Origin of the sequence: Candidatus Ornithobacterium hominis, assembly GCF_900538215.1 — a bacterium.
Lineage (GTDB): Bacteria > Bacteroidota > Bacteroidia > Flavobacteriales > Weeksellaceae > Ornithobacterium > Ornithobacterium hominis.
Map to the genome: position 1 here is coordinate 105,294 of NZ_UNSD01000006.1, position 21,958 is coordinate 127,251.

General features: G+C 37.5%; 16 protein-coding genes. 6 read left to right on the forward strand and 10 right to left on the reverse strand.

Annotation, left to right across the window (positions count from 1 at the left end):
- Nucleotides 1-136: 136 nt before the first annotated feature.
- The 3 genes from gldD to D5J18_RS06635 are packed head-to-tail and all read right to left on the reverse strand — an operon-like array spanning nucleotide 137 to nucleotide 2,524.
- A complete protein-coding gene (gldD, locus tag D5J18_RS06625; protein WP_119058225.1) occupies nucleotides 137-703 on the reverse strand; it encodes a gliding motility lipoprotein GldD in 567 nt (188 codons plus the stop codon).
- A complete protein-coding gene (gene gldE / locus D5J18_RS06630) occupies nucleotides 687-2,036 on the reverse strand; it encodes a gliding motility-associated protein GldE (RefSeq protein WP_260377559.1) in 1,350 nt (449 codons plus the stop codon). The genes gldD and gldE overlap by 17 nt, the downstream gene beginning before the upstream one ends.
- 26 nt (nucleotides 2,037-2,062) lie before the next feature.
- Complete coding sequence (locus D5J18_RS06635) at nucleotides 2,063-2,524, reverse strand: single-stranded DNA-binding protein (protein ID WP_119058227.1); 462 nt, start codon at nucleotides 2,522-2,524, stop codon at nucleotides 2,063-2,065.
- A 152-nt stretch (nucleotides 2,525-2,676) separates the two neighbouring features.
- Here D5J18_RS06635 and uvrA point away from each other — a divergent pair, with 152 nt between their 5' ends.
- Nucleotides 2,677-5,478 carry an excinuclease ABC subunit UvrA gene (gene uvrA / locus D5J18_RS06640; RefSeq protein WP_119058228.1) on the forward strand — a complete coding sequence of 934 codons (2,802 nt, stop codon included), beginning with the start codon at nucleotides 2,677-2,679 and terminating at the stop codon, nucleotides 5,476-5,478.
- A 602-nt stretch (nucleotides 5,479-6,080) separates the two neighbouring features.
- On the forward strand, nucleotides 6,081-7,802 hold the full coding sequence (locus D5J18_RS06645; protein WP_119058229.1) for a phage tail-like protein: 1,722 nt from the start codon (nucleotides 6,081-6,083) through the stop codon (nucleotides 7,800-7,802).
- A gap of 312 nt (nucleotides 7,803-8,114) precedes the next feature.
- On the opposite strand, the gene D5J18_RS08820 is transcribed toward D5J18_RS06645, so the two are convergent.
- From D5J18_RS08820 to D5J18_RS06675, 7 genes are all read right to left on the reverse strand, one after another.
- Nucleotides 8,115-8,285 carry a hypothetical protein gene (locus D5J18_RS08820; protein ID WP_165844974.1) on the reverse strand — a complete coding sequence of 57 codons (171 nt, stop codon included), beginning with the start codon at nucleotides 8,283-8,285 and terminating at the stop codon, nucleotides 8,115-8,117.
- 42 nt (nucleotides 8,286-8,327) lie between these two features.
- Entirely contained in the window at nucleotides 8,328-9,524 is a 1,197-nt protein-coding gene (gene mnmA, locus D5J18_RS06650; RefSeq protein WP_119058230.1) for a tRNA 2-thiouridine(34) synthase MnmA, read from the reverse strand.
- A 141-nt stretch (nucleotides 9,525-9,665) separates the two neighbouring features.
- Entirely contained in the window at nucleotides 9,666-10,229 is a 564-nt protein-coding gene (locus D5J18_RS06655) for a Crp/Fnr family transcriptional regulator (RefSeq protein WP_165844975.1), read from the reverse strand.
- Between the two features lie 125 nt (nucleotides 10,230-10,354).
- On the reverse strand, nucleotides 10,355-11,521 hold the full coding sequence (locus tag D5J18_RS06660) for an ABC transporter permease (protein ID WP_119058232.1): 1,167 nt from the start codon (nucleotides 11,519-11,521) through the stop codon (nucleotides 10,355-10,357).
- Complete coding sequence (locus D5J18_RS06665) at nucleotides 11,518-12,483, reverse strand: HlyD family secretion protein (protein ID WP_119058243.1); 966 nt, start codon at nucleotides 12,481-12,483, stop codon at nucleotides 11,518-11,520. Before D5J18_RS06665 ends, D5J18_RS06660 begins: the two co-directional genes overlap by 4 nt.
- Before the next feature lie 10 nt (nucleotides 12,484-12,493).
- Entirely contained in the window at nucleotides 12,494-13,897 is a 1,404-nt protein-coding gene (locus D5J18_RS06670) for a TolC family protein (RefSeq protein WP_119058233.1), read from the reverse strand.
- 350 nt (nucleotides 13,898-14,247) lie between these two features.
- The gene (locus tag D5J18_RS06675; protein ID WP_119058234.1) at nucleotides 14,248-14,904 is read right to left on the reverse strand and encodes a metal-dependent transcriptional regulator; all 657 of its coding nucleotides are present in this window, start codon (nucleotides 14,902-14,904) and stop codon (nucleotides 14,248-14,250) included.
- Nucleotides 14,905-15,013: 109 nt separating this feature from the next.
- On the opposite strand from D5J18_RS06675, the gene D5J18_RS06680 reads away from it, so the two are divergent.
- The 4 genes from D5J18_RS06680 to D5J18_RS06695 all read left to right on the forward strand — a co-directional run bounded on the left by D5J18_RS06680 (nucleotide 15,014) and on the right by D5J18_RS06695 (nucleotide 21,706).
- Complete coding sequence (locus D5J18_RS06680; RefSeq protein WP_119058235.1) at nucleotides 15,014-17,044, forward strand: TonB-dependent receptor plug domain-containing protein; 2,031 nt, start codon at nucleotides 15,014-15,016, stop codon at nucleotides 17,042-17,044.
- Nucleotides 17,045-17,445: 401 nt separating this feature from the next.
- On the forward strand, nucleotides 17,446-18,639 hold the full coding sequence (gene sucC / locus D5J18_RS06685; protein WP_119058236.1) for an ADP-forming succinate--CoA ligase subunit beta: 1,194 nt from the start codon (nucleotides 17,446-17,448) through the stop codon (nucleotides 18,637-18,639).
- A gap of 132 nt (nucleotides 18,640-18,771) precedes the next feature.
- Entirely contained in the window at nucleotides 18,772-20,910 is a 2,139-nt protein-coding gene (locus tag D5J18_RS06690; protein WP_119058237.1) for a prolyl oligopeptidase family serine peptidase, read from the forward strand.
- 139 nt (nucleotides 20,911-21,049) lie between these two features.
- On the forward strand, nucleotides 21,050-21,706 hold the full coding sequence (locus D5J18_RS06695) for an alpha/beta hydrolase (RefSeq protein WP_119058244.1): 657 nt from the start codon (nucleotides 21,050-21,052) through the stop codon (nucleotides 21,704-21,706).
- The last annotated feature ends 252 nt before the right edge of the window (nucleotides 21,707-21,958 follow it).

Sequence of the window (21,958 nt, forward strand, 5' to 3'; positions counted from 1 at the left end):
AGCTCATCTTCAAAAAAAGGCAGCTAAACTTTACTCACTACAATATGTAAGGGAGATATTTACTCTTCACTGCCACCAACTATACTCACAAAATTTTCTAAGGCTTATAAAATTAAATAGTCTCGGAATCAAACTTTCATTTCCATTCTAACGTTTCCATCAAATGTTGAATATTTTTTAGCATATAATCTTTTGCTGGAGCTAGAGAATCAGGATTGGGGTAAGCGTTGAAATACAAAGCACCACGCAGAAAATGCTGTGTGCTATCGGTCAGGTGAAATTGGTAATTTAAGGCCGCATTCCCGCCAAGTTCATACAATGTGCCATAAACCTTTTCGTTGGGGCGAATGATGAGTTGAGGTTTGATGTAGGAAGCGCGAGAAGTGTGTGGTTCGTACACTGATTTTTCGGCGTCGTCTATCAAAGCATTTAAGTTTTGATTTATAGGTTCATAAGTGAGATAAATTGTAGCCTTGAGTCGAGGGTAATAAATATCAAAACTACAATTTCTCTCTTTGTTTTTGATTTGAGAAAAATCAGCTACTTGGAATTTAAAAGCGCAAGGTTTTTCGAAATTAGAAAAACGCGGTTCGGCGTAAGCTAGGCGCAAATGCCCAAAAGGTTTAGGTAGTTCTTTGCCTCTTGAACATGAAAAAAAAATAAGGCTTAAAAAAAAACAAATAAAATTAATCGTTACTTTCATTATGAGTTGTAGGCATTCGGCTGACTTTTATTCTTTTAATCCTTTTTTTGTCGATAGATTCGATGGTGAAACTGAAGTTGTGGAAATTAATTTTCTGCCGTCGATTAGGCGTTTCCCCATTGATTTCGAGTACAAAACCAGCTAGGCTTTCTGCTTCTCCTTTGTGTTCTTCAAACAAATCTTCTTCTTCTACCTCCATGATTCGGAAAAAGTCTTTCAGACCTGTTTTCCCTTCAAGAATAAAATTATCATTATCTAATTTAGAGAAATAAATATCTTCATCATCAAATTCATCAGAAATATCTCCTACGATTTCCTCCATCACATCTTCCAAGGTCACTAAACCAGAAGTCCCACCGTATTCATCTACCACGATGGCCATGTGAATTTTCCTTTCTTGAAAATCCGCTAGTAAATCATCTAGTTTTTTATTTTCAGGAACAAAAAAAGCTTTTCGCAAGAGCGAATTCCAATTTAAATCTTCCTCATTGAGGTACGGTAACAAATCTTTTGCATATAGAACGCCACTAATTTCATCAATACTTTTGTCGTAGACGGGCACACGAGAAAAGCCTTTTGATGAAATTTTCTTGAGCACCTCAGGGTAGGTGTCGTCCAGCGAAAGGCTAAAAACGTCCACACGAGGCGTCATAATTTCACGAGTTTCGGTATTGCCAAAATTCACAATACCCTCTAAAATTTTTTGCTCTTCGTTGGTAGTCATTTCATCCTCTTGTGTGATTTCTAAGGCTTGGGAGAGCTGGTCTACCGAAATTGTGCTTCCTGGTTTGATTTTACCTTCAAGTAAATTGCTAAACCAAAGAAGCGGAGCACCAATTGGCCGAGTGAGCATGCCTACAAACTGGAGTAGGGGAGCGGTGAGTTGTGCAAAGCTTAACTGATTTAGCCCAGCATAAATTTTGGGGATAATCTCTCCAAATAACAAAAGTAAAAATGTAATAACGACAATGTCGAACAATAGAACTAAATTCCAACCTAAGATAGAAAATTCTTCTAAATATGGATGAATAAATGTGGTTGAAATATAGGTGGATAATAAAACGATGCAAATGTTGACAAAGTTGTTGCCTATCAATATTGTGGAAAGCAACTTTTGCTTGTTGCGGAGTAATTTCTCGATGGATTCTATGCGATGAGTTTTCTTATCGCGAGCTTTTATTATATCCTTCTTCTTCAATGAGAAATAAGCAACTTCTGAACCAGATAACAATGCAGAGAGGGCTAAAAGTATCAATAGTAAGAAGATGCTAGCAAAATCAATAAAGCTAAAGCTTAGCGGGGATAAAAATAAACTCGAGAGTTCTGTTTCCAAAATATCGAAATTAGTTCAATATCAATTTAGAAAGGCAAATCATCAGTATCGTCCTCTTGGTCAAAATCACTTGTTTTCTCGCTCGCCACAGAAACAGAAGATTGAGAAGCCGTAAAATTACCCTCCTTACCCGCAACGTTATTTCCGCTAGAATTTTTAGTACTCAGAAACTGAATGCTAGAAGCGTGAATTTCTGTCGAATAGCGAGTGTTCCCATTGTCATCCCATTTACGGGTTTTTAATTTCCCTTCCACATACACCGTGTCTCCTTTAGAGAGATACTTGCCGCAAAGCTCAGCTAACTTGTTGCGAGTCACGATATTGTGCCATTCAGTTTGGGTCACTCTTTCGCCAGTTTCACGTGTGGTATAGAATTCGTTGGTAGCTATGGGGAAACGACCGAGGCAATTGCTCTCATCAAAATGATGCATTTTTACATCGTCTCCCAAATTTCCTACTAATATAACTTTATTAACTGAACCACTCATAATTCTTATAACTTATAATTGCAAATATAAAAAATAATTGTGATTGTGAATTTAGTAAAATTTTTCTAAGCCTTAAAAAAAAATACCTTTTTTTCTTCTTTCTTTCCAACGTAAAAAATCAGTAATTTTGCATAGAATCACTAACCCAACCTATGCCAAAATCAGCGGAAACATTTAATTCAAAGAAACACATCCAAATCGAGGGAGCGAAACTGCACAACCTGAAAAACATTCATTTAACTCTACCCAAAAACAAACTTATTGTCATCACGGGGCTTTCAGGGTCGGGGAAATCCTCTTTGGCTTTCGATACGCTCTATGCCGAGGGGCAGCGTCGCTATGTGGAGAGCCTTTCCTCTTATGCGCGTCAATTTTTGGGGCGGCTAGATAAACCTCAAGTAGACCAAATTCGTGGTATTGCACCCGCCATTGCCATTCAGCAAAAAGTTAATTCAGTGAATCCTCGTTCTACCGTTGGCACAAGCACAGAAATTTATGATTATCTGAAATTATTATTTGCACGTATTGGCGAAACTTATTCTCCCGTGAGTGGCAAAAAAGTGACCAAAGATACCGTGACAGATGTTGTTAATTACATTCAATCACTGCCAGAAAATACAAATGTGAATATAATTTCACCACTTTTGATTCCAGAAGAGCGTGATTTTCAGCAGCAATTAGATGTTTTGCAAAAGCAAGGTTTTGCACGTGTAGATATAGATGGCAATACGCAAAAAATTCAAGATTTAATTGATTTTAGCTTTCAGCCACAGGAAAACATGAAATTAAATCTCGTGATAGACCGTGTGGTAACAAAAAATGACGAAGATTTTTATCATCGTTTGGCAGATAGCATTCAAACAGCCTTTTATGAAGGGCATGGCGAGATGATGGTTCACTTGCCTGATGGGAATAAAGAGCAAGTCTTTTCCAATAAATTTGAACTCGATGGCATTAGCTTCATTGAGCCGAGTTTACATTTCTTTAGTTTTAACAATCCGCTCGGGGCATGCCCTACCTGCGAAGGCTATGGGAAAATCTTGGGAATTGATGAAAATCTAGTAGTTCCCAACAAAAATTTAAGCATTTATGAAGACGCCGTAGCCGCTTGGAAAGGCGATAAAATGAGCGAATGGAAAAAGGAATTAATTCGAGCAGCAGAGAAATTAGATTTCCCGATTCATAAGGCTTATTATCAGCTCTCACCAGCACAGAAAAAAACTCTATGGGACGGGCAAGGCACGTGGCAAGGCATTAATGGATTTTTTCAAATGCTAGAGGAAAATACCTACAAAATTCAATATCGAGTAATGCTTGCTCGGTATAGAGGAAAAACCACTTGCCCAAGTTGCCAAGGCAAACGCCTGAAAAAAGAAACCGATTACGTGAAAATCAGCCAAAAAAACATTTCAGATTTAGTAGATTTACCGCTGAATGAATTACAAGAATTTTTTAAGGCTTTAGAAATTTCAGAACATCAAAAGAAAGTAGCCAAAAGAATTTTGTTGGAAATTGAATCTCGTATTCAATTTTTACTAGATGTAGGCTTGAATTATCTAACGCTCAACCGAACCAGCAATACTCTTTCAGGCGGGGAATCACAGCGAATTAACTTAGCGACTTCCCTAGGAAGTTCTTTGGTAGGGAGCATGTATATTCTAGACGAACCTTCCATTGGGCTACATTCCAGAGATACCGCAAATCTCATCAAAGTTTTATTAAAATTAAGAGATTTAGGCAATACTGTGATTGTCGTAGAACATGATGAGGACGTAATGAAAGCCGCAGACTTCATTGTAGACATTGGGCCAGAAGCTGGTTCAAACGGGGGAGAAGTCGTCTTTGCAGGGACTTATGATGAATTGCTGAAAACAGAGACCTTAACGGCACAATACCTCAACGGGAAAAGAGAAATCCCCGTGCCAAGAGAAAGAGCAACTTTGCATGACTTTGTAGAAGTGACAGGAGCACGAGAGCATAACCTCAAAAACATCACGGCTCGCCTGCCGCTGCACGCTATGGCCGTCATCACGGGAGTGAGCGGCTCGGGGAAAAGCACGCTGATTCAAGATATTTTTGCCCCAGCAATAGAGCGAGAACTAGAAATTTACAGTCAAAATATCGGTGATTTTGAAAAAATTCAAGGTGCAGTAAAGCAAATCAAAGCCTTGGAATATATAGACCAAAACCCGATTGGTAAATCCTCTCGATCCAATCCTGTAACCTATATCAAAGTTTATGACGACATTAGAAAACTCTTTGCTGAGCAAAAACTGAGCAAAATGCGTGGCTATAAAACCAAGCATTTTTCATTCAACGTAGAGGGAGGACGTTGTGAAGTTTGCCAAGGCGAAGGAAGCATCACAATAGAGATGCAGTTCATGGCAGACGTGACGATAGAATGCGACCAGTGCCACGGGACACGCTTCAAAGATGAAATACTTGATGTTAAATTTGCAGGTAAAAATATTTCTGATGTGCTTCACCTAACGGTAGACGATGCAATTGAATTTTTTAAAGAAAATCAACAATCTAAAATTGCCGAGAAGCTCCAGAGCCTGCAAGACGTTGGCTTGGGCTATGTGCAGTTAGGGCAATCGAGCAGCACATTATCTGGCGGCGAGGCACAGCGCATCAAGTTAGCATCATTTCTCACCAAAGGCAATAATGCGAAGAAAACACTTTTTATTTTTGATGAACCATCTACAGGATTGCATTTTCATGACGTTCAAAAGTTGCTGATTTCATTACGTGCCTTGATTGAAAACGGGCACAGTGTGTGGGTGATAGAACACCATCCTGACATCATCAAATCAGCAGATTATTTGCTAGATTTGGGCCCAGAAGGCGGGAAACAAGGCGGGGAAATAGTAGCCAGCGGAACTCCTGAAGAAATTATAAAAGTGAAAAAAAGCCATACCAGCAAATATTTAGCCGAGAAATTGAAGATTTAGGCTCAGGGTTATTTTGAATTTTAAATGTTGAATTTTGAAATAAATTATGTTCGTTCAATCGGGCAAAATGGGCAAGTAAAAAAATTAAGGCTTAAAAAAATATATTCAATTATATTCTCAAAAATTTCTAAAGCCTTAAAAAATTTTTTCTCACCTCCCCAGCTTCAAAAAAACAAATTTGCGTAATTCAAAAACGTGAAATACATTTGCGGGCAGGTTGAGAAAAGAGAAAAATCTCAACGAAAAATTTTAACAAAAAAAATAACGAAATTTTAACAAATGAAATTTGTGAGTTTCAAAATAAAGTGTAAACACACACACACACACACACACACACAAGTAATGAGCTAAACAACTCATTATCAATAACTTATAATAATTTATTGCTTCCCCGCGGGAGCGAACCGCAAAGCCGTGCAAGAAAATCTTGTGCGGTTTTTCTATTTTCACCTGTGTGAAGGTAGTAATTTCTTCAAAAAGAAGAGCCTCACGGGTTGGGGCTCTTTCTAAATGAAGAAGCTAAAAAAGTTGAATAAAAAACAGCAAAAATTTAATTAAGAAAAGAATAAATCAATAAAATATTAATCAAAAAATTAAATTAAATGAAGAAATTATTACTTTCTTTCGTTGTATTGCCAGGAGCCTTAGCCACCGCTCAGGTGGGCATTAACACAGAAAACCCAAAGGCAACATTAGAAATCAAAGCCAATACTCAAGACCCTGTAAGTGGGCTTTTAATTCCTAAAGTAAATACGACAGAGCGTAACGCTTTTGTGAAACCAGAGCAGGGATTGATGATTTACAATACTGATTTAAAGTGTCATGAATTAAACGTTGGGACGCCCATCGCACCAGCATGGGAATGTGTAGCTACAGCTAAAAACGTACAAACAGTTTCCATTGAGCCTGTTGGTTTTATCGGGAATTTTAAATTAAGAGATAGAAACGATCCGAATACTCATAAAGTTGTTTTTAGAGTAACTAACAATACAAGCAGTCAATTAACAGGAATAGATTTAAGTTTTGTAAAAGTAGATGGAGTAGCTCAATACGTTGATTATGGGCAAAATGATAATATATCGATACCCGCCAATAGCAGTGTTGATTTAGAATATGGAATTTCTGGTACAAACTGGAGAGATGCTGTATTTACTTTAACATATGATCAATATAGCTCTGCAAGTTTTACTTTAAATATAGATAAGTCAATACCAGAAGGAGACCTTTCAGACAGAGGTAGAGGAGATGGTGGTACCGCTGATTTTGGTAAAATGGAACAAGAGTACTTTTTAGTAAAAGACGATAAGTTAGCAAGCTCTATCGATATTAGCAAGATTATTTCTAGCAATTCACCTCTAATTGTAGAAATTCCATTCACGAACGGGAAGGGAAATTACTTAGCCTATACCTCAGAGGAAGTTACACTGACTGATATTACAGGGACAGAGCGAAAAATAAAATTATCTTATGAAGAAGGGAATTTAGATATAGGGAAGGGCGTCATCAAGGCAAAAATTACAAGTGTAGACGGCAATGATTTAAAATTGCCTCAAGTTGCTTTAGGTGAGAGAAAATTAATTGCTCAAATTCCTATCAAATTAAATAATACTGAGAAGGGAACCTATGATTTGTATGCTTTTGGGGGGATTCCTGATAAAAAATTTAATGAGAGTACTAAGCATAAATTTGTGTATATGCCAATAGTTTCCCCAACAGGAAGAACATGGTTAAACAACAATTTGGGTGCGGAATATAATAGAACAGATTCTGATGTATTTAACCCAAATCAGCAAGCCAAAACGCTGGATGATAAATATGCTTTAGGGAGTCGTTTTCAATACCATAGAGATTCAGATGGGCATGAACTTACATCAATACAAAATGGTGAATATAAACTTAATTCAGAAGTAATTTATGATTTAGCTCAAAATTTTTCTCCAAATCATTCAAAATTAATTCATAATCAATTGTCAAATGAAGAGTCGGTTCTAAAAAGAAAATATAATTGGGTTGAGGAGGATTATTTAAATAATAACAGAGCAGAATGGGAAAAACTTTGGGAAGTGGATGGAGCGAACAACCCTTGCCCTCAAGGTTATAGACCTCCAAAAACAAATGAAATACAAAAAGAATTAGAGTATCTAAATAGATTAAATAGAAAAGGAATATTTGATTCTAAATTAAAATTAGTTTCAGCTACGAATAATATATTAATTTGGTCGCTAGAAGGAAATAATAGACTTATGGCTAATCCAAGTAATGTATATATGTCAGGTCTTGCTGACCAGTATAGAGTCCATATTCGTTGCATCAAACATGAATAAAAAGACACTACCCAACACAAACTGTGTAAGTTAAAAAATTAAAGGCTTGGATTTATAATCTGAGCCTTTTGTCAAAAAAAAGCATAAATTGGCTAAGAACAATACCCCAATTTTGGGCAGGCATCGTCCACTTTTTAAGGCTTGTAAAATTCCTTGTTGTTTAATAATTCTTCTTTGTTAATCATAACTATGTAGGTTTAAAAATAATAAAAAGTTATTATCGAAAAATTTTTTGAACTAGAAAAGATTCAAAAATTTTCAGAATAACTTTTTATTGTGGGGTACTACCCTTGAAATTCTAAATGAGAGCTATTAAGCCGTATCTCTAGGTAAATTATGTTCTCTTTTAGCTGTTTCTTTTGGGTTAATTTTTTCGCCCTCCGTTGCTGTTTTATTAATGGCAGACTCTTTTTTTGATTGATTTGTTTCCCTATTTTCAGGTTTTACGATTTCGTCTTTTGATTTCTCGTTGTTCTTATTCATAATACTCAATTTTCATTGAAATATAAAACAAATAATGTGCCGTTATTCAGCAATTACACCACTTCCCAGCAATTCATCATCCATATACCAAGCGGCAAATTGACCAGCAGTAATGGAGCTTTGAGACTCTTCAAATACCAAAAAAAGCTGCTGGTGAAAGAGGTAAAGCTTGGCTTTTTGTAGTGGTTGACGATAGCGAATCCGTGCAGAAACCTCCATGCAGTCGCCATTATTTTGTAGCGCCAAATCTTCACGAACCCAGTGTACATCTTCGGCTGCCACCCGAAGCACTTTCCGCCACAGCCCTGGGTGGTTTTTCCCTTCCCCTACGTAGATGATATTTTTTTCTACATCGGTTGCCAGCACAAACACGGGCTCCACTTTTCCGCCCACGCCTAAGCCTCGGCGTTGCCCGTTGGTGAAGTAATGAGCTCCTTGGTGCTCACCTACTTTTTGCCCGTCAGTAGGCTGGTAAACAAAATTTTTAGAAAATTTTTCAAGGCTTAAAAAATTTATTTCATCCAAGTTTTGAGATTTTTGGTAAGCCTCAAAATCCGAAGAAATTTCAATAATGTCGCCTTTTTTTGGTTGCAGCTGTTGCTGTAAAAAGTCGGGTAAACTCACTTTGCCAATAAAGCAAAGCCCTTGGCTATCTTTTTTATCTGCCGTTGCCAAATCATGCGCCCGAGCCAATGCGCGAACTTCGCTTTTTTGTAGCTCACCAATTGGGAATAGAGCTTTTGATAGCTGAAATTGATTGAGCTGGCACAAGAAATAACTTTGGTCTTTATTCTGGTCTTTGCCTGCTAAGAGACGATAAACTTTTTCACCATCTTTTTCCCATTCTGCTTTGCGGCAATAGTGTCCCGTAGCTACAAAATCAGCGCCGAGATTGAGTGCTGTTTCTAAGAAAACATCAAACTTTATCTCACGATTGCAGAGCACATCAGGGTTGGGCGTACGCCCTGCTTCATACTCGGCAAACATGTAGTCTACGATGCGTTCTTTGTAAATATCGCTCATATCAATCACCTGGAAGGGGATCCCTAATTTCTCTGCGACCAGCAGCGCGTCGGCACTATCTTCCACCCAAGGGCAATCGTCCTCGAGTGTTACACTGGCATCGTTCCAATTGCGCATAAAAAGTCCGATCACTTCATAGCCTTGCTGCTGAAGCAACAACGCCGCTACACTACTATCTACCCCGCCTGAAAGCCCAATGACCACCTTTTTGCTCATGATAAAATTTTTTTTTGCAAAGATACGTTTATTTTCAGGGAATGAATTTTTTTAAAGCTTAGCGAAAAATCTTAAAATTTGTTTAACTTTCCTTAAAATATAAGTTGAAATTATTTGGATTTTTAGAGGGAAATTAGGGGATTAAATCTCTTTACCTCTGATTCTACTCAAGGTTTCTTGCGATATGCCGAGATAAGAAGCTACCATGCCTAGTGGTGCGCGAAGTATAATGTCGGGATTTTCGCTGAGGAGTTGTGCGTATCTTTCTCTGGCAGTCGTGTGTTGCAACGAAGCCAGTCGGGTAATGAGCTGAGTCATCAAATTACCGAGCAAGTAGCGGCTAAAGTTGGCTGCAGGCAGTGAAACCTCGCACAATTGATTTAGCTTCTCATAATTACAAAAAGTAATGGTGCTTTCCTCTAAGGTTTCGATGTTGTATTGGGTGGGTTTTTGCGTGAAGATGGTATCGATGTTCCCGAAGACTCTGCCTTCTGGGTAAAAGTTGGTCGTAATATCTTTGCCGTTTTCGTAATAGAATACCCGAGCCAAACCTTTTTCCATGAAGAAAACCTTTTGGCTGTAAGAATTTTGATGCGTTAAGATTTCTCCTTTAGAATAGGTTTTGGTTTCGGTTTCTTCTCGGAAGAAGTGCTCGATATGCTCATCAATCTTCAAATGTTGAGAAATAAGTTCTAATAAGTGCACCCGTTTAATTTTCGGCAAAAGTAGCAAAAAAGACTTTTTCTCAAAAAAAACTAGCTATTCCTCAGAAATCTGATCTGACTTTTTCTCAAAAATTTTCTAAGCCTTTAAAAATTTTAAAATTTATTCTAATTTTTTAGAGCTCTCACCAATCTAAAGATTTTAATTTTTAAAGCCAACCAGCCGATAAGAAAATAAATCCAACCGAGAATCAGCAGATGGATAATGTACGGGTGTGTCAACACGCTCTCACCATTTTGAATGAAAAGGATTTTCATCGCTTCTAGATAAGGTGTGAGTGGTATAATGTCTGTAATGGCTTGTACAAAGACGGGCATAGCACTACGAGGCCAAGTGTAGCCGCTGATGAGAAAAGCTGGCGAGGCAATTACCATTAGAATTTGAGTGATTTTGAGCGCATCGGGCAACAAAATACTTACCATGACGCCGAGATTCCCACACGCTACGATAAATAAAACGGTGGTAATGGCAAAGTATAAAAGATTTTGTGGCATAGGAATCATAAAAAACTTCCCGATACCGTAAAAAACTAAAAGATTGACCAATGAAAAAGTCCAAATCGGTAAGTTCTTTATGACCATGACCAATGCGGTGTATTGGTATTTCCCCGTGAAATCTTGAATGAAGGAATCTCGTTTGAACTCCTCTGAAAAACTAATTGCCATTGCCAAAAGAATGACTTGTTGCAATACTACAGCCATCATGGCTGGCCACATGAAAATCAGGTAATTACTACTGGTATTGAATAAAGTAATGTAATTGGTCTTGAAGGGTTCGTAGTTCATTTTTGCTATTTCAGCATTCATGCCTTTTCGTTGGATGCTTTTTATCTCTGCTCCAGCAGAGAATGTGGCCAAGACCAGTTGTATGGCTTTACTGGCAAAATTTGCTGTTAAAATATTGGATGTATTTACGTAGACATTAATTTCTGGGTACTTTTTTTGTAGCATATGAGCTTCAAATCTCTCGGGTATCACAACGACGGCTGCTGCCTCAGTTTTGATGACTTCATTTTTGATGCTGGCAGGTTCTAGCTGATATTCTAGTACTTCGATGTTTTTATTGTCTTGTAGCATTTCCACCACCTGAAAGGAAAGAGGAGAGAGATCATGATTGATGACAATCACAGGTAGATTTTCTGTTTTCCCTTGCTGATAAGTGAAGCCAATAATGAGCGCGTATGCCAGTGGAGCTAAAAGAAAAACATTTCTCAGCGTTTCATTTTTTAGGAATAATTTAAATTCTCGTTTGATAAGGTATAAGAACTGTTTCATTTTTCTTTTAAAATCACTTGAGCGTTAGCCAAAATATCTTGTGTTTCCTGTTGTTTTTGAGGTGAAATTTTAATTTCATACACAGCCTCTTCCATTTGGTAGTCAGGGAAAGCAGTTGTAATATCAGCATATCTTGTCAATTGCTTGATGTTTATGATTTTACCTTTTATTTGCTGTTGATTGTATACCACTTCTAGGGTAACCTCAGAACCTTTGGGGTAAGCAGCAATTTTACTTTCAGGAATCGTAAATCTGAAATAAGTGGTGGAGGGAATGTAGCCGTTAAACAAAGGGTAACCAGCCGTAGCCAATTCACCTGGGTGCAGCGTAATGGTTTCCAACTCCATAGCGTTGGTAGCTATAACAAAGCGTTCAGAATAAGCGATGTTAGCTTCTTGCAACGCACCTTTTGCCTGATTGGCTTGGCCTTGCGTCATTTCAATTTTTTCATAGCGAGTTCCGTTCAGCACATCATTCAGTTCAGCATTTACTGCATCTAGCTGAGCTTTAGCACCTTGGTATTTAGCGAAAATCTCATCATGAGCTTGTGGAGACATTAAGCTGTCTCTGAACATGTTATCAGCTCTATTTAGTGATTTCTTAGCATAATCATATTGCTCTTGTAGCCCTTTTTGTTTAGCCCTCAGTTGCCGAATTTGATTTTTTGTAGCTCCGTTTTTAGCCATTTGCATTTGGGCATTAGCAGCCTCTATAGCACCTTTAGCTTGAGCTATTTTGGCAGAAACTTCAGGCACGTCTAGTATAGCTAGGGTGTCGCCTTTCTGTACCAAGTCACCTTCATTCACCCGAATTTCTAAAACTCTTCCTGTCACTTTGGGTGAAAAGGAAATGCTTTCTTTTTTAGCTTTACCTTCTATTGGTTTTTCTCTTTTTTCTGGGCTGCAAGCGGAGAAGCATAAAAAGACGCCCAAAATTCCAAAAATCACTCCTTTATTTTTCATGGTGGTGTATTTATTCATATAAATTTTTAACATTCAAATCTTGTACTGATTTCATTAATTCAATAGCAGCTCTTCTTTGATTGAAAATTGCGGTTTGATATTCCAATTCTGCTTTTTCTAAATCATCTTCGGCCTCCACCAAATCCACAGATTTCTTTAAGCCATACCGAAATTCTTTTTCCACTTGTTTCAAAGCGTTTTCTGCAATTTCTTTAGCTTTAGCTTTCAGTTGAATTTGGGCTTTGGCTATATTGTAATTTGTCTGGTTATTTTGCAGATTTAAATTTAATTTTTTCATCGCATCAGCTTTTTTACTTTCCAAGATTGCCTTATCGATTTCAGCTTTTTTGGTAGCAGTTTTGCCTTCTTTTCCATCAAAAATATCCCATTTAAACCCGATCCCTACTTGAAATGCAGGAAATAAATTTATATTTTCAGGCTGTAAATCTAATTTTTTAGGAATCAAAGTAGCAATGTTTTCAGAAGAAGAAATGCGATTCCCATACAAACCCCAATGGGCCAAGGAAGCCACTGCCTGAACCTTGGGTTGCCACCACTGTTTTTCGGCTTTTATTTTGTATTCTGCCGCTTTGATGCCATGTTGCAAAGCCTGAATTTCTGCTCTATTTTCTATAGAATTGCTCCAAATTTGGTAATTAATGGGTTGCAAATCAGGCTGAATGGAAGTAATACGCTCCCGCTCAATCCCAGTGAGTATTTGCATTTGTGAAATCACTAATTCCTTTTTCCCTTCATACTCCACCATTTTAGAATCCAACGTAGCTTGAGCCAATTCTATTTTCTTGTGGTCATAGGCGGTGATTAGCCCATAACTCAATGCCTTATCTGCCGTTTTCTTGTTTTCTTCTAGTCGTTTTTTAGACTCGTCTAAAACTTTTTTATTCGCTTGCACTAGAGCGAATAAATCATAAACTTCTGTAATTTTTGTCACGACTTCATCCTCACTTTTATTCAGCAAAGCTTGGTGAGAAAGTTCTTTTTCGCCTAAAGCTTGAGCAAGAAACTTAACTTTTCCGCCAGAATAAATCAAAACACTTGCTTCAGCTTTAGTGTTTAGCAAGAAGCCAGAAATATGAATTGCATTATTTTTCTCTGAAATTTTGGCGCCGGGGAAAACAGGAGGAATAGCTGGAAGGTTAAAGCCTGGAATGGTGATATGCGCAGAGTTGTAAGTGTATCCGTACTTGCCTGAAAGTTCAAATTTCGGCAAAAATAGGTCTTTCAATTTTTCCTGTTCCAGTTCAATTTCTTCTATACTCAGCTTCTGTTGTTCTATTGTAGCATCTTGTTTCAGCGCAGCATCAATTAGTTCTTGCAGTGTAGGGGCAATCTGAGCTTTCAGAAAGACTGGGAATACAAGAAACAAACAAGTAATGTTTTTAAATACCTTCATTCTGATTTAATTTGAGTGGCAAATTTATCTATTCTTAAGCGTAAAATATTTGATAAATATCAAAAAAATATCTCGTGGTTTAAATGAAGAGCAAAAAAGGATTTAAGACCGTCTTCTAATATGGTGAAATTACTAGCTAATAATCTTTATGGAGTGAAATTTAAACAGGCTTTTAGATGTAATTTCTTGCAACAATCCAGAATATTTTCATCAATGGATTTAGTTTGAAAGTCATTGTTTTAAAATTTAAATATGCACAAGATAAGATAGAATTTTGCGGTGGAAGAAAATTTTATTGGCATTTCAGTAGACTTGGAGCAGCTTGCGGGTAGTAGATGTTGATTTTGTTTTTATTCAGAAATGACTAATAATTTTTCGCAAATAGCGAGACTCAAAACTTCCATTTTTCTATCTTTATATGATACGGTGAAACTGAGATCATAAGGCTCTATTTCGTCAATAAAAATCTTTGTGTTGAGTTGAATGTCTTTTTTATTAAGATAATTTAGGAAGTCACTTGAACTATTTTTTAAGCCTTTTAAAATTACCGTAGATTTTTCTGGAAATTCAGACAATTTTTTATAATTCCTTTTCAGGATGTTCCCGTCTTTATCTGGAATAGGAGACCCATGCGGGTCTGTAGAAGGGAAGCCCAATAATTTATCCATTTGATCAAAAAAAATTTCAGATGAGATATGTTCTATTTCTTCCGCAATACCATGTACTTCTTCCCAACCAAACTGCATGAATTTTGATAAAAACATTTCAGAAAGTCTATGTTTTCTGATGATGGAAGCGGCTGCTTTTTTGCCCTTGTTAGTTAGTCTGATGGGTTTATACTTCTCTGATGCCACAAAACCGTCTTTTTCTAGTTTTTTTATCATTTCACTAGCACTTGGTTTGGCGACTTGTAGCGCGTTACTCAGTTCTGTAAGTGCAATGTTGGGGCTCTTTTGGTTCAGATAAAAGAGCATTTTCAGGTAATTTTCTTTAGATTCAGATGGCATAAAATTATTTTCCCAAAGATAAACATTTTCATGAAAAATATTTGTTAGGTATAGCTAATTATTATAATTTTGCTTACCTTAACTTTTGTATAAAATAAATACTATACTTATGAAATTTAAAAAAGTACTCTTTGTAGCTGGAGCATTGACTATCAGTCAAAGTGCTATGTCGCAGGTAGATAGTTTGGGCTATAGACAGACCTTAGATGAGATTGTAGTGAGTGGAACGATGAAACCCGTTACCAAATCTGAAAGTTCAGTGCCTGTAGAGGTGTATTCAACATCGTTTTTCAAAGCAAATCCAGTATCTAATATTTTTGAAGCAGTAGCCAACATTAATGGTGTGAGGCCGCAAGTGAATTGCAATGTGTGCAACACAGGAGATATTCATATTAATGGATTAGAAGGGCCGTATACCATGGTGTTAATCGACGGAATGCCGATAGTGAGTGGGCTTTCTACGGTTTACGGTTTGAGCGGGATTCCACAAAGCTTGATAGAAAAAGTGGAAGTAGTGAAAGGCCCAGCATCTACACTTTATGGCTCTGAAGCTGTGGGGGGATTAATCAATGTAATTACAAAAAATGCCTACACAGCACCTCGCTTTTCGGTAGATGCGATGGGCACGACTTGGCAGGAATATAATGTGGATTTAGGGACAAAATTAAACTTGAAAGAGGGCGTTTCTACGCTTTTGGGCGTAAACTATTTCAATTACCAAAAACCGATAGATAAAAATAAAGACAACTTTACAGATGTTACATTGCAGCATAAAATCTCTGTATTCAATAAATGGGATTTCGCTATGCCGAATAATAAAATGTTCTCTATCGCAGGAAGATATTTGTATGAAGATAGATGGGGAGGGGAAATGGATTGGACACCAAAATACAGAGGAGGAGACCAAAAATACGCGGAGAGCATATACACCAATAGAGGTGAGCTTTTTGGTAAATATGAACTACCTACTACAGAGAACTTGACTTTGCAATTCAGTGCTAGTTGGCACGACCAAAATAGCTATTACGGCAATGAACCTTTTATAGCCCAGCAGAATATTTATTTTGGACAATTGCTTTGGGATAAAAAAATAGCTAATCATGATTTATTATTAGGCTTGGCTAACCGCTATACTTATTATAATGATAATACCCCAGCCACGTCTCATAATAATAGTAAACAAAAGCACAGTTATTTGCCAGGGATTTTCATTCAAGATGAGGTTAAATTCAACTTGCAGAATGCACTATTGGTAGGACTTAGGTATGACCATCATTCTGTGCATGGCAGCATTTTCACGCCCAGAGTTAACTACAAGTGGAATACAGAGGATAAAAGAACCGTGTTGAGATTCAGTATAGGAAATGGATATAGAGTAGCTAATATTTTTACAGAAGACCATGCCGCTTTAACGGGAGCAAGAGATGTAATATTCACAGAAAAATTAAAGCCAGAGACATCTTGGAATGCAAACATCAATGGAGTTCAAAGCTTCTATTTAGATAACGGAACTTATATCAATCTAGATGCGATGGCATTTTATACCCATTTTGGTAATAAAATTATACCAGATTATGAAACAGATCCCAATAAAATCATTTATGCCAATTTACACGGACATGCTGTTTCTAAAGGCGTTTCGCTAAACACACAATTTGTTTTCCCCTCTGGGCTAAAGATTTTGGCAGGCGGAACATTATTGGACGTTTACAGTGTAGAAAATAACGTGAAGTCAAGACAGCTTTTTACCGAACGATTCACAGGAACATGGACAGTCGGGTACGAATTCAGAACAATAGGATTAAACATAGACTACACAGGAAATTTATACAGCCCCATGCGATTGCCTTTGCTAAGCAAAAAAGACCCAAGACCAGAATATTCCCCTTGGTGGAGTATTCAGAACATTCAAGTTACAAAAAATATAGGCAAAGGATTTGAAATCTATGGTGGAGTAAAAAACTTACTGAACTGGACTCCAGCGAAAAACATTCCATTCTTAATCGCTAGAACAGAAGACCCCTTTGATAAAAATCTTGACGTAAACAACCCGTATGATTTAACATTTGACCCTACTTATGTCTACGCACCCAATCAAGGGATTAGAGGTTTTTTAGGAGTAAGATTAAATTTAAAGTAATTCCATCCTTTAAAAAACGAAATTGGAATCTATTTTTTGAGGATAGAAAATGAAATGAAAATTCCTGACCGATAGAGTATGTAAATTAAAAAGTCACAGGCTCAGGTTATAAACCCGAGCCTGCGCCTTTACAAGATAAACATAAAACGGAAGATAAGCTAAAAGAGTTCGCCAATCGAAATCACAACACTTTCAGCAATTCAAAATCTTATAATTTGCATTTGATAGAAATCGTAATGGCTTAGAAATGCACTGCGGCTAAGTGCAAAAAAAAATAAGCCTTAAAAAAAAGACACAATAATTTCAAAAATTAATTCCACCAAAATGTTTTTTGCAAAAAACTCCAAAAGTTGCGGGATATTCTTTATTTTTGTAGAAGAACATAAAAAAAATATTGATTCATGAATCTTCACGAATATCAAGGCAAGGAAGTTTTAAACAAATATGGTGTAAAAATACAGCGTGGAAACGTAGCAGAAACACCAGAGGAAGCAGTGAAAATGGCACAACGGCTGACTGACTCTACAGGAACGCAATGGTATGTCATCAAGGCACAGGTGCATGCTGGTGGCCGAGGAAAAGGTGGTGGCGTGAAACTAGCCAAGTCACTGGATGAGGTAAAAGAAATTTCAAGCAAAATACTGGGAATGAAATTAGTCACACCTCAGACTTCAGCAGAAGGCAAAACGGTACATCAGGTTTTGATAGCGGAAGATGTTTACTACCCAGGTGAAAGCGAACCGCAGGAATATTACATGTCGGTATTACTAGACCGAGCCAAAGGACAAAACATGATTATGTATTCACCCGAAGGAGGTATGGATATAGAAGAAGTGGCAGAGAAAATGCCTGATAAAATCTTTACCGAAATCATAGATCCCGCAGTAGGTTTACGCCCGTTCCAAGCTAATCGCATTGCGTTTAATCTTGGAGTGGATGGAGACGCCTTTAAAGATATGGTAAGGTTTGTCTTCTCGCTTTACAAAGCTTATGTGGAATCTGATGCTTCAATGTTTGAAATCAACCCCGTGCTGAAAACCAGCGACAACCAAATCATGGCAGTGGATTGTAAAGTTTCTTTGGACGATAATGCTTTGTTCCGTCACAAAGATTTAGCCGAATTAAGAGATAAACGAGAAGAAGACCCCACCGAAGTGGAAGCGGGAGAAGCTGGGCTAAATTTTGTGAAATTGGATGGGAATGTGGGCTGTATGGTCAACGGAGCAGGTTTGGCGATGGCAACGATGGATATTATCAAACTTTCTGGCGGAAGCCCAGCGAATTTCTTAGACGTTGGCGGTACAGCTGATGCAGAACGTGTAGAGAAAGCCTTCAGAATTATCTTGAGAGATGAGAATGTAAATGCAATTTTAGTTAACATCTTTGGCGGGATAGTTCGTTGCGACCGCGTAGCACAAGGAATCATCGATGCTTACAAAAATATGGGCGATGCGATTCAAGTTCCCATCATCGTTCGTTTGCAAGGAACCAATGCCGAGGAAGCTAAAAAAATGATAGATGAAAGTGGATTGCAAGTTCACTCAGCGATTACCCTACAAGAAGCAGCAGATAAAGTCAAAGAAGTTGTAGGGTAAAAAAATCAAGAAAACAATAGAAACCGCTTCATCGAGAGGCGGTTTTTTTAAGGCTTAAAAAAAAAGAAAAAGTTAAATATTTTTTAAGCCTTAAAAAAAATTAATACATTTTAAGCCGATAGAAAATTAAATATGAAAAAAAATATTATTGCTATAGCAGGTTTATTTATTTTAAGCAGCTGTGCAACACAACAAGTCAAACGAAAATCACAAACTTCAGCATTGAACTACCCTAAAACAAAGAAAGAGAACGTCAATTACACACATTTTGGCACAACGGTTCAAGACCCATACCGTTGGCTAGAAGATGATTTGTCTACTGAAACCAAGACTTGGGTCAAAGAACAAAATCAATTGACATTCAATTACCTAGATAAGATTCCATTCCGTGGTGAAATCAAAAAACAAATGACAGAACTATGGAATTACGAAAAAATTTCTGCGCCATTCAAACGAGGCGAATGGATTTATTTTTACAAAAATGACGGTTTGCAACAACATTCCGTTTTGTATCGTAAAAAATCAGAAAATGCTACACCCGAAGTCTTTTTAGACCCCAATCAATTCTCCAAAGACGGCACCACATCACTTTCAAGCATTAGCTTCTCAAAGAGTGGAAACCTAGCCGCTTATCAGATTTCAGAAGGTGGCTCCGATTGGCGAAAAGTCATCATTGTAGACACCAAAACAAAAAGACAAGTAGAAGACACTTTGCGTGATGTGAAATTCAGCGGAATCTCTTGGCGCGGAGAGGAAGGCTTTTACTATTCATCTTATGACAAGCCTAAAGGAAGTGAGCTTTCGGCAAAAACCAATCAGCATAAACTTTATTTTCACCGTCTGGGTAGTCCACAAAGCCAAGATGAATTAATCTTTGGTGGAGAGAAAACACCACGCCGTTATGTTGGTGGGCACGTCACAGAAGATCAACGATTTTTGATCATCTCAGCAGCTCAATCCACCAGTGGAGGCGAACTTTACATCCAAGATTTAAAAGAAAAGAATAGTGAAATTATCCCAATTCTCACTAATTTTGATACCAATACTAGTGTGGTAGATACGCAAGGAGATACGCTTTACCTATTGACTGATTATCAAGCGCCGAACAATCGCTTGGTAAAAGTCGATTTCCAAAATCCTAAATCTGAGAATTGGCTTAATATCATTCCTGAGAAAAAAGAAGTGCTTAGTGTTTCTACAGCTGGTGGATTTCTTTTTGCTCAGTACCTAAAAGACGCTGTGTCTAAAGTAGAGCAGTACAACCACCAAGGGAAGAAAATTAGAGAAATTGAGCTTCCTGGCTTGGGCAGTGCTGGTGGATTCGGAGGTAAAAAAGAAGAAAAAGAAGTTTACTACAGTTTTACCAATTACATTACGCCTAGTTCCATTTATAAATTTGATGTTATCAGTGGCAAAACACAACTTTATCAACAACCCAAAACCAACTTTAATCCTGATGATTACGTAAGCGAACAGGTATTCTACACCTCTAGTGACGGCACCAAAGTTCCCATGACCATCAGTTACAAAAAAGGACTAAAACGCAACGGTAAAAATCCTACAATTCTTTATGGTTATGGTGGTTTCAACGTTAGTCTCACACCCGCATTTAGTGTCAGCAGAGCTGTTTGGTTACAAAACGGAGGAATTTATGCCGTAGCTAATTTGCGTGGAGGCGGAGAATACGGGAAAGAATGGCACAAAGCTGGAACTCAAATGCAAAAGAAAAACGTATTCAATGATTTTATCGCCGCAGCTGAATATCTGCAAGCCAACGCTTATACTTCGCCTCAATACACAGCTATAGATGGGCGTTCCAATGGAGGACTACTCGTGGCAGCAACAGAATTGATTCGTCCCGATTTATTTCAAGTCGCTTTGCCAGGCGTAGGCGTTTTAGATATGTTGAGGTATCATACCTTCACAGCAGGAGCAGGCTGGGCTTATGATTATGGAACAGCAGAAGACAGCGTAGAAATGTTTGAATACCTGAAATCTTATTCGCCTGTGCATAATGTAAAAAAGGATGTTTGCTATCCCGCAACTTTAGTACTCACTGGCGACCATGATGACCGCGTGGTGCCTGCTCATAGCTATAAATTTGTGAGTGAATTGCAAGATAAACAAAAATGTGAAAATCCGACGCTTATTCGTGTCGAGACCAAAGCTGGCCATGGTGCGGGGAAACCCACAGAACTCATCATAGAAGAGTATACTGACGCAATGTCTTTCGCTCTCGACCAAATGGGAATTGAAGATTTACAAAAGTAGTGGAGCGGCAAACGGACTTTCCTACAAAAAGAAATTCTGTTTAATCTCTACTAAAAAACTACTAAAAAAACTAATAAATATTAATTTTTTTTAAGCCTTGAGAAATTTTTCCCAAGGCTTAAAAAGTAAAAAGAAAAAAGTGAAATTACAAACCGATTTACCACTCAATTATTTAGCACGTTGTGCCAAAGAAGATACTCAAACCCCGAAGTTATTGCTATTACTCCACGGCTATGGTAGCAACGAACAAGATTTATTTTCCTTTGCCGACGAACTTCCACAAGATTTCTTTGTAATTTCTGTACAAGCTCCTTTAGCCCTTCCATTTGGGGGGTATGCTTGGTATGAAATTAACTTTACTGAAGCGAAAAAGTTTAACGATGTTTTGCAAGCCAAAGAAGCCGTTGAGAAAATAAAAAACTTCATTGCTGCAGCAGTGAAGAAGTTTGAACTAAACTCAGAAAAAATATGGCTTTGTGGCTTTAGTCAAGGAGCTATTCTTAGTAATGCTTTGGCGTTAACTTCCCCAGAAAATATCGAAAAAGTCATTATGCTAAGCGGTTATACAGCCCAAGAGATCATTGGTGAAGTAGCTAAAAAAGATTTCAGCAGGTTAGACTATTTTATTTCACACGGCACAGAAGATACCGTAATCCCCATCGATTGGGCAAGAAAAACGCCTCAACTGCTCAGGAACCTAAATATTGAGCATCGCTATGAAGAGTACCCAAGCGGACACGGACTGGTGCCACAAAATTTCTATGATTTATTAGCATGGATTCAAGAAAGGAAATAAAAATTTCTAAAGCCTTTAAAAAAAATCCTCTGCCCCCAAAAAAAACAAATTTGCATAATTCAAAAACGTAAAATACATTTGCGGGCAGGTTGAGAGAAGAGAAAAATCTCAACGAAAATTTTAACAAAAAAATAACGAAATTTTAACAAATGAAATTTGTGAGTTTCAAAATAAAGTGTAAACACACACACACACACACACACACACAAGCAATGAGCTAAACAACTCATTATCAGCTACTTATAATAATTT